At 66.3% G+C, this 13,145-nt stretch carries 9 protein-coding genes; 1 reads left to right on the top strand and 8 read right to left on the bottom strand.

The genetic code is table 11. The features are described 5' to 3' along the window. From QNO08_RS15055 to QNO08_RS15020, 8 genes are all read right to left on the bottom strand, one after another. Positions 1-1,488: an MFS transporter gene (locus tag QNO08_RS15055; protein WP_229964680.1), complete on the bottom strand. Its 1,488-nt coding sequence runs from the start codon at positions 1,486-1,488 to the stop codon at positions 1-3. A 132-nt stretch (positions 1,489-1,620) separates the two neighbouring features. Beyond that, positions 1,621-3,087 carry an aldehyde dehydrogenase family protein gene (locus QNO08_RS15050; protein ID WP_229964681.1) on the bottom strand — a complete coding sequence of 489 codons (1,467 nt, stop codon included), beginning with the start codon at positions 3,085-3,087 and terminating at the stop codon, positions 1,621-1,623. A 2-nt stretch (positions 3,088-3,089) separates the two neighbouring features. After that, the gene (locus QNO08_RS15045; RefSeq protein WP_229964682.1) at positions 3,090-3,521 is read right to left on the bottom strand and encodes a Zn-ribbon domain-containing OB-fold protein; all 432 of its coding nucleotides are present in this window, start codon (positions 3,519-3,521) and stop codon (positions 3,090-3,092) included. Positions 3,522-3,532: 11 nt separating this feature from the next. Next, positions 3,533-4,738 (bottom strand): thiolase family protein, encoded by a 1,206-nt coding sequence (locus QNO08_RS15040; protein ID WP_229964683.1) that lies wholly within the window; start codon positions 4,736-4,738, stop codon positions 3,533-3,535. An 86-nt stretch (positions 4,739-4,824) separates the two neighbouring features. Then, entirely contained in the window at positions 4,825-5,649 is an 825-nt protein-coding gene (locus tag QNO08_RS15035) for a VOC family protein (RefSeq protein WP_229964684.1), read from the bottom strand. A gap of 25 nt (positions 5,650-5,674) precedes the next feature. After that, positions 5,675-6,289 carry a TetR/AcrR family transcriptional regulator gene (locus tag QNO08_RS15030; protein ID WP_229964685.1) on the bottom strand — a complete coding sequence of 205 codons (615 nt, stop codon included), beginning with the start codon at positions 6,287-6,289 and terminating at the stop codon, positions 5,675-5,677. 80 nt (positions 6,290-6,369) lie between these two features. Further along, positions 6,370-8,523 (bottom strand): acetate--CoA ligase family protein, encoded by a 2,154-nt coding sequence (locus QNO08_RS15025; RefSeq protein ID WP_229964686.1) that lies wholly within the window; start codon positions 8,521-8,523, stop codon positions 6,370-6,372. Between the two features lie 71 nt (positions 8,524-8,594). Continuing rightward, the gene (locus QNO08_RS15020; protein WP_229964687.1) at positions 8,595-10,802 is read right to left on the bottom strand and encodes an acyl-CoA dehydrogenase family protein; all 2,208 of its coding nucleotides are present in this window, start codon (positions 10,800-10,802) and stop codon (positions 8,595-8,597) included. 568 nt (positions 10,803-11,370) lie between these two features. On the opposite strand from QNO08_RS15020, the gene QNO08_RS15015 reads away from it, so the two are divergent. Then, positions 11,371-13,143, top strand: a complete 1,773-nt coding sequence (locus QNO08_RS15015) for an FAD-binding protein (protein WP_229964688.1) — start codon at positions 11,371-11,373, stop codon at positions 13,141-13,143. Positions 13,144-13,145 lie beyond the last annotated feature (2 nt).

The raw sequence follows: 13,145 nt of genomic DNA, 5'->3' as shown, positions 1-13,145 counted from the left end.
TTAGGCCGAAGCGGAAACGATGTCTTCCGGATCGGCGGTGGTGGTGCCGCGGCGGATGTCGCGTTCTCCCACTGTCTCGGGGACCCACGGCTTGGGATTGCGGCTCAGCATCAGTGCCATGACCACTGCCAGCACTCCGAAGACCAGGACAAGGATCAGCGCGCCGCTGATGCCCTCCTGCGAAATGGCCTTGGTGGTCGGGTCCGTGTTGCTGGCGAGGATGAAGGCGCCGATTGCGATGGCGGCGGACTGGCCGACATTGCGGATCATCGTGTTGGTTCCCGCTGTTTCCGAGGTGTGGGATTCCGGCACGACCTCGATGAGCAGGTTCGGCAGCGCACCGTAGGTGAGGGAGATGCCGACGCCGTTCATGGTCATGGCAAGCAGGTAGACGATCGTGTTGCCGTAGGTGAGCAGGATGACGGGAATGGCCAGGGCCATCAGCACCAGCCCGGCGATGAAGACAATCCGGGCGCCGTACCGGAAGGCAAGTTTTCCGCCCAGGGGCGAGAGAGCGAAGCCAACGAGTGCGGTGAGGCAGATGAGGACGCCGGCCGAGGTCGGTGTGAGGCCCAGGCCGTAGCCCAGCACTGAGGGGGACTGCATGATCATCTGCGAGGGAACGGACACTCCGCCCAGGGGGCCGATCGCGGCGAACACCGTGGCGGTCATGGCCAGGGCAATCTGCCGGTTCTTGAACATCCGCAGGTTCACGATCGGGGACTCCACCCGCAGCTCCCACCACGCCCAGATGGCGGCAGCGGCGAGGCCGAGGCCGATCAGACCGAGGAACTCCACCGACATGAAACCGGTCTTTGAGCTGTTGGAAAGACCCAGCAGGAGAGCGCTGACCGCGATGGGCAGCAGGATGGCGCCGATGTAGTCGGGCTTGTCGCTGGTGGCCGCGTTGGTGTCACGCGGAATAACCAGCTGGATGGCCAGCGCGGCAATGACCGCGAGGACGGCAGCGAAGACGAAGATTCCGTGCCAGGAGAAGAGATCGATCATGAAGCCTGCGATCATCGAGCCGCCGGCGCCGGCGATGAGGGCGGAGGCACCGACCATCGAAATGCCGACCGGGACCCGCTTCTCGTCGAGGTGCTCGCGGGCCAGTCCGAAGGCCAGGCCCAGAACCGCACCTGCCACACCCTGAATGGCGCGGCCGAAGATGATCATGCCCAGGGATCCGCCGAGCAGCGAGATGAGTGAACCGATGGCGGCGACGACCAGGACAATGACCATCACCTTCCGCCGGCCGTACATGTCGCCGAAGCGTCCGCCCAGCACTGCGGCGGAGGCGGAAACCAGCAGATAAGCCGTGACAACCCAGGCGACGGTGTTGGCGTCCACCTGGAAATCCCGGATCAGGGTCGGCAGCATGACGTACATCATGGACAGTTCAAAGGCTGAAATGATTTCGGCCAGAACCAGGACTATGACAACTGGTGCGAAGCCTGGACGCTTGAGCGCCCGTGTGGTGGAGGACATCGGTGTCCTGCCTTTCGTATGAGGTCAAAGAATGCGACGCCGGCCGACGGATATCGGGCTGCGGTGGAGCAGACGATCTTTGGAAAGGTGGTGCGATGCTGCGGTGTTGTGTTGCGTGGTGGGGTTTGGGGGTTAGCCGTTGCCGTAGGCCACTGATTTGGTCCAGAAGAACTCCTCGAGTCCCTCCAAGCCGCCTTCGTTGCCGGTGCCGGAGTGGCCGATGCCGCCGAAGGGGCGTTCGGCCACGGCATTCATGGCACCGTTGACGGTTACCTCACCGGTTTCCAGGGCTTCCGTGACGCGGATGGCGCGGCGAGCATCGCCGGTCCAGATGTAGCCCGAGAGCCCGTAATCGGTGCCGTTGGCCAGGGCGATTGCCTCGGCCTCGTCACTGAAGCGGGTGATGGCCAGCACCGGTCCGAAGACTTCCTTCTGGGCCAGCTCGCTGGACGGAGCCACGTCGGCCAGGACGGTCGGCGGATAGAAGAACCCGTCGGCCAGATCGCCGGCGAGCCGCTGCCCGCCGGTGACCAAACGCGCGCCCTCTTCCTGGGCCCGTCCCACCATCGAGTGGATCCGCTCGATGGCGGCCTCGTTGATGACCGGCCCGCAGACCGTGCCGATGTCCTGGGGATCGCCGACGGGGAACGAGGCGGCGATCTGGCCGATCGTCGCCACAAACGCATCGTAGATCGAGTCCTGGACCAGCAGCCGGGTGGGAAGCGCGCAGGCCTGGCCGCTCATGATGCCGAAGGCCATGAACGTCGAGTGCATGGCTGCCGCCTCGAGGTCAGCGTCGGCGAAGACGAGGTTGGCGGATTTTCCGCCCAGCTCCAGCACCACCGGCTTGAAGGTCTTCGCGCAGGCAGCGCTGATTTTGCGTGCCGTGTCCGGGCCGCCGGTGAAGGTCACCTTCTTGACCAGCTTGTGCTCCACCAGGGCCGCTCCCGCCTCGGGGCCGCCGGGAATGACGTTGAACACGCCGTCCGGGATGCCGGCCTCGGTGACCAGATCGGCGAAGAGCATGGCGCTGAAGGGCGTCAGTTCGCTGGGCTTGACCACCACTGTGTTGCCTGCGGCAAGAGCCGCGGGAACCTTCATGGCCAGGGACATCAGCGGAGCGTTCCACGTGATGATCGCACCAATCACGCCGTAGGGCTGGCGCAGCGTGTGCCCGAAGGACCCACCGGCGCCGACCACCGAGGTGATCCGGCCCAGCGGAAGCTTGTCGGCCCAGCCGGCGTAGTACCGGATCCAGTCCGTGGCTGCGGTAACCGTGGGATACGCGTTGGACCGGGCAATGCCGTTGTCCGCGATCGCCAGCTCCACGAAGTCCTCGGTGTGTTCCTCCACGAGCTGCGCCAGCTTCAGGAGCGCCTTGGACCGGGCTCCGGCGGGCGTGGCCCGCCACACGGCGAAGGCCTGATGCGCGGCGTTGACGGCGTCGTCGACGTCGGACACACCGGCCAGGGGAACCGGTGCACCGGCCTTGCCGGTGGCGGGATTGATGTGGGTGTGGACGCCGGCGCCGGTGGTGCGCGCCTCGCCGCCGATACGGAGGGTAACGGGCGGCAGGACAAAATCGGTGGTGGTTGTCATGTTCAGATCTCCGGTTCGTAGCGCAGCATGGTTATTCCTGCTTCGGGGTAATCACAGAACACGGGCTTTACCCGCATGCCCACCTTGATGTCATCGTGGGACACGTTGACCAGTTCGGTGGAGAATTTCGGACCCTCGTCCCACTGCACGACCGCGAGGACGAGGGTGCCCTCGTTGGCGAAGTGCGGGGCCACCGGGCGGGTGGAGATGGTGTACGTGTAGAGGGTTCCGGCTCCGGGAATCTCCCGCCACTCCAAGTCATCGGCCAGGGTTCCCGGGGCCAGCGGCCGGGGGTAGAAGATGTACTCGCCCAGCGAGGGGGAGTACTGGATACGGACCCGGTGCTCGGCCAGCGCGTCCCAGAACGGCTTGGTCAGCGGGGTCGGAACCGGCATCGGTCGCTGCAGGACCGGCGGGGTGTATGCGGTGCTCATGGTGTGTAGTCCTATTCGCCTTCGAGGATCAGTGCCGTTTGTTCGCTCATGATGCCGCCGTTGCCGGTGACAAAGGCGCGGTTGCACTCAGCAACCTGTGCCTCGCCGGCGCGGCCCATGATCTGGCGCACGCCGTCGATGACGTGGTGCATGCCGCCGGCGATGCCCGCCTGGCCGAAGGAGAGCTGCCCGCCGGCGGTGTTCATCGGGAAGTCGCCGCGGAAGGTCAGATCGTGTTCGCTCACGAACTGCATGCCCTTGCCCTTCTCGGTGAAGCCTGCGTCCTCCAGGCTCATCAGCACCGTGATGGAGTAGCAGTCGTAGATCGAGACCATGTCCACGTCGCTGCGTTGGATGCCGGCCATGGTGAAGGCCTGCTCCGCCGCGTGAATCATCGGCGAATGCATCAGGTCCTTTGCATAGGTCGGAGTCTTGTAGGGGACGCGCTCGCCGAAGCCCTTGACCCAGACCGGGCGGTTCTTGGACTTGGCGGCCATCTCCGCGTTGCCGATGACAATCGCCGCACCGCCCTGGCACGGCATGACGATTTCGAGCATGTGCAGCGGGTCGGCGACCATGGGCGAGGCCAGCACGTCGTCGATGGTGATCGGCTTGCCGTGGAAGATGGCCCCCGGGGTGGCGCAGGCATTGGTGCGCTGGTCCACGGCGATCTTGGCCATGGCCCGCTCGTCGTAGCCGAATTCGTGCCCGTAGCGCTTGGCGATCTGGCCGTAGGGTCCGTTCTGCCCCAGATTGCCGTACGGAATTTCGAACTCGGCCTGCGGGGAGCCGTAGGCGTTGGAGGAGGCACCGAAGTACATCTTGTCGTCCATCACGTAGGGCTTGCGTGCGTCGGTTGGCACGTCGTGGGTTCCGGGGAAGGTGACCAGCACGGCGTCGCACAGTCCGAGTTCCACGGCGGCGGCGGCCCGCCAGACCGCTGCGGCGGAACCTGCCCCGCCGAGGTCGACGATTTCAGCGAAATTCGCGTTGATGCCCAGGTACTCGGTGATGGTGGAGGGCACAAACATGTCCGCTTCCCCGATCAGGGGTGTCACGATGCCGTTGACGTCCGTGGCGTCCAGGCCGGCGTCGTCCAGGGCGGCCTTGGAGAGCCGGGCCCACTGTTCCAGGTTGAAGGTTTTTTCACGGGCGAGTTTGCGTTCTGGCGGCAATTCGTAATAGCCAAGGATTGCGGCTTCTCCACGAAGTCCCATAGGTCTGTTCTCCTCATTGGTGGTGTGCAAAGGCGGACGGCGTGGTGCCGGTGCCTTGGAGTTTTCGGATGCTTTGACGGGCCTGGTTATCCGGAATGTGCCGGAGCCGGAAGCCGCAGGGACGAAATCCGAATTCCGAGCTCCGGATGGAATGTTCCTGCCCCGAGTGCTTCGAGCAGGCCGGCGTGTTCGGGCCCGTGCCAGGGTTCGTCCGCCGCCACGAAGCCCAGGGCCCGAAGGCCCGAGACGCCGGTGGAGTCAGTGGTTTCCTGCAGGACGAGGTCCGCACCCTGGGACCACCGGAACCCGCCGGCCGCCGGTTCGCCGGCGCGCAGGGGCAGTGAAAAGGCGACGGCGCCCAGGACATCCCGGAGCACGTACTCCGCCCGCTGCAGATTGGTAACCAGGCCGAAGACCACGGGCACCCGGGCCTGCGGGGATTCGGTTTCCACCCAGGGGCAGGCAGTGTTGAACTCGTTGTCCTCGGTGATTTCCTCCAGGGACTGGGACGTCTGAACCATCTGGGTCAGGAATCCAAGACCCGTATCGCGGGGATGCAGGAACGCTTCCTGCCACTGCGGGTATTCGGTGTTGACGAGGATCGGGTTTATGCCTGCCGCCCGCGCCCCCGCGATGGCAGCGGAAATGTTCCGGACCTTGAAGGTGATGTGGTGCGGTGCCGCTTGCCCGCCGTTCTCGGAGAGGAAGCGTTCAACGAAGGACTCGGGTGAGCTGCCCGGTTCCAGCAACTCCAGCCGCATGTCCTCCGCCAGGGCAACCTGGCAGGGGCTGAAGGCCGGCAGGCTGAAGCCGCTGGCGAAACGCGCCCCGAGCTCCCGATGCAGCAACTCTCCGGCGGCGCCCCACGCGGGAACGGCGAAGGCGACGTGGTCGAGCTCATGGGCGCTCATGGGAACGCCCGTCGGGAAGCAGGGGCTAGCGTCGTTCGGCTTCGGCCTGTTCGAGCCTGAGCCCGATCATTGCCACAAAGCGGTCCAAAACCCGGGTGGCTTCGGGAACGGTCTTGTTGCCTGCCAACACGCGGGAGACCAGATCCATGAGGACGGCCCACACCATGGCGGTGACATCCGCAGCCTCGTCCGGCGACAGGGTCGAGAAGTCGGCATGAAACGGTTCCTCGAGGACCAGCACCAGCTGCTCCATCAGATCGCGCACTTCCGGATCGGAGGAGGTGCGCAGCATGAGGATCGCCTTGTAAAAGTTCGGCTGCCGCTCGAAGGCAGCCAAAGCCTGCTTCAGGCGCCGGGCAACCCGCTCCGTTGTGCGCAGGCCTTGCGCCCAGCCCTGGTCCGCGGAATTGAACGGCACGCCCCAGTCGTAGACGACGTTCGCGTACAGGTGCTCCTTGGACGAAAAGTACCGGTACAGCGTTCCCAGCGCCACGTTCGCCGTGGACGCCACGTCGCGGATCTGGATCGAGTCGTAGTCGCTGACGCGGAGCAGTTTCTTCGCGGCGTCCAGAATCCGTTGCCTGCGTTCCACCTGGTAGGCGGGAAGCTCGGTGGTTTCGCGTGTGAGTTGCCGAACCATCAATTGCCTCCTGCTGGGGAATCCGGTGGACACCCAAAACTACCACCGCCGTTTGGCGTCCCGAGATCCCGCACACCGCGTTACCGGTCCTTCCAGCGGATCAATGCATCCAGCGCCTCAATCTGGTTTCCGGCCACCCGCAGCGGGTTGATTTCGAGTTCCTCGAGCTCATCGCCGAGCCCCACGGCAACCTGCGAAATCTCAAAGATCACCGCCGCCAGCTCATCCAGATCGGTGGGCTCGCCGCCGCGGAACCCGGTGAGCAGCTCAATTCCCTTCAGCGATTCAAGCATCCGGCGAATTTCCGCCGGTCCCACCGGGAGCAGACGCACAGCGGAATCCTTGAGCAGCTCCACCATGACGCCGCCAAATCCAACCGCGAGCACCAGGCCCCACCGCGGATCCCGGACAACTCCCACCAGCAGCTCGGTGCCGGCCGGCCGCATCGGCGAGACGGCCACGCCCTGGATCCGGGCCTCCGGCGCCAGCTTGGCCACGGACGCCTGGATGAACTGGTAGGCCTCGGTCACCGCTTCAGCATCCTGCAGCATGAGCCGGACGCCGCCGACCTCGGTCTTGTGGGCGATATCTTCGGAAGCGATTTTCAGCACCACCGGGTAGCCCATGGATTCGGCGGCGGCCACCGCGTCTTCTGCAGAGGCGGCAATGGCGGCGGGAATGTACGGCACCCCGTGGCTGCGCAGGAATTCTCCGCTCTGCACCTCGGTCCACTGCTCAGCGCCTTCCGGCTTGGTGATGGCCGGCGCCGCGGGCAGCTCGCCGTCCGAGGCCAGCTCGGCGGCGCGCTGTCCCCACCAGGCGCTGCGGGCCGCGGCCGGGATGCCGCGGTCAAAGGAATCCGAGGCGTGCGGGTAGCCGTGCTCGGCGGCAAAGGCGCGGCCGAACTCCGTAACCTCGGTGGGCAGGAAGCTCATCGCGATGACCGGCTTGGGAGAGGACGTGAGCTGGCGCAGCATTTCATCCTGCGTGGGCCGGCCCATGTCCGCCATTGCCTGGTTTGCCGGCCACGATCCGTTGACCACCACGAAGTCGTAGTTGGGGTCGTCGATGAAGCACTGGGCGGCCTTGGTGAGGATGGTCGGGTCAACGGAGACGTAACCGGTGGTGTCCATCGGGTTGTTCACGGTGGAGAAGGTGGGCAGTCCGGCATCGTGCAGGCCCTGCACCGTGTCCTGGTGCGGGGCAGGCAGCTCCAGCCCGGCGGCGTCGGCCTTGTCCGCCACCAGGGCGCACATGGCGCCGGAGCCGGTGATCACTGCCATCCGGGGCCCGGGAAGGGCGCCGTAGGCTTCGATCAGGCCTGCCGTGGCGACCAGGTCCTCGATGTTCTCGACCCGGATGACGCCGTACTGCTTGCAGGCGGCGTCGATGACGGTGTCGTCGCCCACCAGCGAGCCCGTGTGGGCTGCCGCCACCCGGGCTGAGGCCTCACTGCGGCCGGCTTTGAAGATGACGATCGGTTTGCCGGCGGCCCGGGCGCGGTCCGCGACGTTGAGGAACTGCGCCGGATCCGAAATCTGTTCCAGGTAGGCGGCAATGACCTTGGTGTTGGGATCGTCGACGAGCACGCTCATGACATCGATGGCGGAGATCATCGCCTCGTTGCCGACGGTCACCGCAGTGGAGCAGCCCACGCCCCGTGATGCCATGTAGGGCAGCAAGTAGATCGCCAAGGCACCCGACTGGCTGGCGATGCCCACACCGCCGCTGATCATGGGCATTTGGGTCATGTGGCTGAAGGCCGCGACCTTGGCGTGGGAGTTGATGAAACCAAGGTTGTTCGGCCCCAGGATCAGCTGGTCGGCAGCACGTGCCTTCTGCACCAGACGCGCCTGCAGGGCGGCGCCCTCGGCACCGGCTTCTCCCAATCCGGCGGCCAGCAGGATCAGGTTGCGGATGCCCTTGACCCGGGCCTCCTCCAAAATGTCTTCGAGCGAATTCGTTCCCGTGAGCACGATCGCCAGGTCCGGGGTTTCCGGCAGATCGGCCAGCGAGGCAAAGCTGGTTTGGCCGTGGCAGTCTTCGCCGCGGCGGTTCACCAGGTAGAGCTCTCCCTCGAACCCGCCGGAGACCAGGTTGCTGTACGTGAAGTGGGACCAAGTGGACCTGGTGTTGGCCCCCACTATGACGATGGACTTCGGCTCAAGAAGTTCCCGCAGCCGGGTGGAATCGAGGTTCTGGGTACTGCCGGTTTCGCTCGTCAACGTTGTCATGCGAAACGCTCCTTTCGGTGAAACATGGATGTGGTTTCCCGGCGCGGGCCGGTAGGGAAGGATCCGGAGGGCTAGCCCCGGGGAAGGCCCAGGATGCGTTCGGCAATGACGTTGAGCTGGATTTCGACTGTTCCGCCGCCGATCAGGACCTGCGGAACGGCGAGCTGGCCGGTCACTGCATCGCCCGGTGCCGAGGCGAAGAGCGCACCCGGCCCGGCCAGCGCCAGGACGTGGGACGCGGCCTCGCGCGTCAGCCGGGCATGGGCGACCTTGGCCAGCGAGGATCCCGCTCCGGGTTGCATGCCGTTGACCTGGCGCAGGGTCTCCCGCAGGTTCAGGGCTCCGATGGCCGAGCTGACGGCGGCAATGCGGCCGAGCGAGGTGAAGGCAGCGTCCTCACTGCCGGAGTAGCTGCCCTGGCTGATCATGGTGCGCAGCGCCTCTTCGGTTCCCACCGAAACGCCGGAGGAAATCTGGGTCCGTTCGTTCTGCAGCGTGGTGGCGGTGATGCGCCAACCCTGCCCGGGTTCTCCGAGCAGATAGGCATCGGGAACGAAGACCGAATCAAGGAAGACCTCGTTGAATTCCGCGTCGCCGGTTGACTGCTTCAGGGGACGGACTTCCACGCCGGCGCTTCGCATGTCGATGAGGAAGTAGCTCAGGCCCTTGTGCTTGGGCACGTCCTTGTCGGTGCGGGCCAGGCAGATGCCCCAGTCGGCCTCATGGGCGCCGGACGTCCAGACTTTTTGCCCCTTCAGCTCCCAGCCGCCCTCCACCTTGACGGCGCGGGTGGCCAGGCCGGCCAGGTCGGAGCCTGCGCCGGGTTCGGAGAAGAGCTGGCACCAGATCAGCTCGCCGCGCAGGGTCGGCAGCGCGAACTGCTCCTTAACAGCGTCGCTGCCGTACGCCAGGATGGTCGGCATCGCCCATTCACCGATCACGGAGGAGGGCGGCGTCAGCCCGCGGCGTGCGTACTCCTGGGAAATGACCACCTGCTGCGCCGGCGTGGCACCCAGTCCGTAGGGTGCCGACCAGTGCGGGGCGGCGAGCCCCTCCTCGGCCAGGAAGGTCCGCTGCGACCCGCGGGAGTACCAGCGGCCGCCGTCGTGCTCATTTGTCAGGGTTTGCGCGCGGTCCAGCAGCTGGCCGATGCATGCGCGGAATGCCGGGTCTTCATCCGGCAGCTCGATGTCGATGCGGCGGTCCAGCTGGAGGGCCGTCTTGCCCGTGGCGACAAGGCATTCGCTCAGGGACCCCACCTGCGCCCCCAGGGTCATTGCGCGCCGCCAGAACAGGTGGGCGTCGTGCTCCCAGGTGAAGCCAATGCCGCCGAAGATTGTCACGGCTTCGGTGACGGCCTCCACCGAGGGGACGATGGCGGCCGAAATCGCGGCGCCGGCCGCCAGCTTCTGCTGGTCCTCGTCCTGGTCGAGCGAGACCAGGGCGGACCACGCAGCGGCGGCGGCGAGCTCCGCGGCTATCAGGAGGTTGGCGCACTTGTGCTTGATGGCTTGGAAGGAACCGATCGGGGCGCCGAACTGTTCCCGCATTTTGGCGTACGCCGTGGATGCCTCGACAGCCCAGCGCATGATGCCGGAAGCTTCGGCGGCAAGGAGCCCGGCCTGCAGGGTTTCCACGTGGACGACACTCAGGCCTTCCAGAATTTCCTCGCTGCCGACGAGCAGGCCGGTGAGTTCGAGCGTGCCGGCGTCGCGGGTGAGGTCGGTGCAGGGAACGGCCGTGCGGCTGACCCCGGCGCTCCGGACATCGACCAGCGCAAACCGGGTATCCCCGCCGGCGGCGAATCCGATGACGAGGAAGTCGGCCGAAAGCAGCGAGAGCACCGGTGCCGTGCCCCGCAGTTCCCAGCCGCCGTCGGCCGCTGCTGCGCTGACCGTGCCGGCGGGAAGCACAAGGGCACCCCGTGCCCCCTCCGCGAATTCGGCCAGCCCGCGCGTCGCGGCCTTGCAGTCGCCGGCTGCCGCCACGGCAGCGCTGGCAAGAACTGTGGAGACATAGGGGCCGGGCACCAGGCGGCGGGCGAACTCCTCCACCACAATCGCGGTGTCGGCCACCGTTCCACCCTGTCCGCCGTGTTCTTCACTGATGTGCAGGGAGTGCAGGCCGTTCTTTACCAGCTCATCCCAGTACGGCGCCGGTTCGCCTGCCCCGTACGCCGGAAGCTGTTCGCGTGTCGCCAGCGTGTCGGCGAAGCGGGAGGCAAAATCGGAGGCCGCGGCACACAGGTCCGTGTGCTCTTCGGTAAGGGCTAGCGCCATGTAATGACTCCAATGTCATGAACTCGCCGGTCCGGTTTTGGCACACGGACGGCGTCTGTCGGGGATCACAAACTGAATCTGGACTCTAGTTCACAAATGTGACCTAGGCAACACTCTGCTTGGTTGGTGTTGCAGGAACGGCACGTAGCCGGGGATTTGGGCCGGCGGAACAGGGCCGAAGGGACATCGGGGCCGGGAACCCGGGAACCGCCGGACGCGGCAACTTGGAGCCTGACGGGAACGCTGCGGTCGGTCTGCATAAAAAACCCGTTCCGGGAAAAACCGGCCGTTTGGGGCGTTTCCTACCACCGCGGACCGGCTGGATTCGCCCGAAATGGCAGGGGAATCCCGAAGCAGCGGGGGACGCCCGAAATGGTGGGCAAATCCCGGACCGGCGGGGGACGCCCCAAATGGCAGGGGAATCCCGAACCGGCGAAGCCTGCGAGCCGCTCCGAAGGCCGGTGCTTCAGGCGTTTGCGACTGCCCGTGCGGGCCGTTTGGCGGGCATGTAGCATGCGGCCTACTTCCGGCATCGATGTCCGGGGGAAAGCAGCCACAGGGGACAGACATGACGCAGGAGTACGCAGACAGCACCGAGCACATCAACCGCACCGAAAACACCCAACCAACCGCCGACACGGATGTCTTTGACGAGTGGGACCGCATTGTCGACGTCCTGGTGGTCGGCACCGGCGCAGCGGCCCTGACGGCGGCGATCACGGCCGCGGAGGAGGAACAGGACGTCCTGGTGGTGGAAAGCACCGACGTCTGGGGCGGCACCACTTCCGTCTCCGGCGGCGGCTTGTGGATGCCGAACAATCCGCTCATGGCCAAGGCCGGGGTGCCGGACAGCACCGAGAAGGCCCTGACCTACATGGAGACGGTGATCGCCGACGTCGGGCCGGTCTCCTCCCGCGAGCGCAAGCTCGCGTTCCTGACCTCAATTCCCGACGTCGTCACCCTTCTCTCGTCGCTGGGCGTGCGGTGGATGCGGTCCAAGGACTATCCGGACTACTACCCCGACAAGCCCGGCGGCATGATCGGCCGGTCGCTGGAGGTCAAAGCCTTCGACACCAAGGCGCTGGGCACGTGGTTTAAATCCTCCCGCGCCGCGAAGTCGGGCATTCCGGTGCCGCTGGCGACCGACGACGTCTGGGAACTGTCCCGCGCCTGGTCCACGCCCAGCGGCTTCATCCGCGGCGCCCGCTTTGTCTTCCGCACCCTCGGCGGACTGGCCCGCGGCAAGCGGCTGTACGGGCTGGGCGGTGCCCTCTCCTCCTCGCTCATGCACGTTGTGAGGCAGCAGCAGACGCCGGTCTGGCTGTCTTCCCCGCTGCTTGACCTGATCCAGGACGACGACGGCGCCGTGGTGGGCGCCGTCGTCACCCACCGCGGGCGCCCGGTCCGGATCCGCACCCGGAAGGGTGTGGTGCTGGGGGCCGGCGGATTTGCCCGGAACGCCGAGTGGCGCAAAAAGTACCACGGGCTGGACCAGGAATATTCGTCGGCTCCGGAAGGAGACCAGGGGGACGTGATCGACTTGGTGGCGCAGCGAGGAGGAGCGCTCGCGCTGATGGACGATGCCTGGTGGGGGCCGTCCACCGTCGCCCCCGGCGGCGGCGTCGCCTTCTCGCTGGCGGAGCGGTCCATGCCGCATTCGCTGGTCGTGGACTCCTCGGGCGTGCGGTACCTCAACGAGTCCGAGTCCTACGTGGACTTCGGGCACCACATGCTTGAACGCAACGCCACGGTGCCCGCCAATCCGTCCTGGCTGGTGATGGAAGCCCGGCACACCCGGCGCTACCTGTTCTCCGCGATCATGGTCGGGCGGAAGAAGTGGGCTGCCGAAGGGCTGCTCCTGAAGGATGACACCCTGGCCGGGCTCGCCCGGCAGATGGGGGTTCCCGAGGCGAACCTGGTCTCCACGGTGCAGCGGTTCAACGGATTTGCCCGCACCGGCGTGGACGAGGACTTCGGCCGGGGCAACACCGCGTACGACAACTACTACGGGGATCCGAGCGTGAAGCCGAACCCCAATCTGGGTGCCCTGGAGAACGGCCCGTTCACCGCGGTCCGGCTCTACCCCGGGGACCTGGGCACCAAGGGCGGCCTGGTGACGGATCCGGATGCCCGGGTGCTGCGGGAGGACGGTTCGGTGATTGAGGGCCTCTACGCCGCGGGCAACACCACCGCCTCGGTCATGGGACGCACCTATCCCGGCGCCGGAGCCACCATTGCCCCGGCCGTGGTGTTCGGATATCGGGGCGCACTGCACGCAGCGGGCCGTACCACCGCGGCCGGAAAGAGGGCCGTCGCAGTGGAAGCGCTGCAGGGCGCCTAGCC

The sequence above is a fragment of the Arthrobacter sp. zg-Y820 genome (assembly GCF_030142155.1).
Classification (GTDB): Bacteria; Actinomycetota; Actinomycetes; order Actinomycetales; family Micrococcaceae; genus Arthrobacter_B.
The sequence above is the reverse complement of the archived record's forward strand: the minus strand, read 5'-3'. Positions and strand labels throughout refer to the sequence as shown.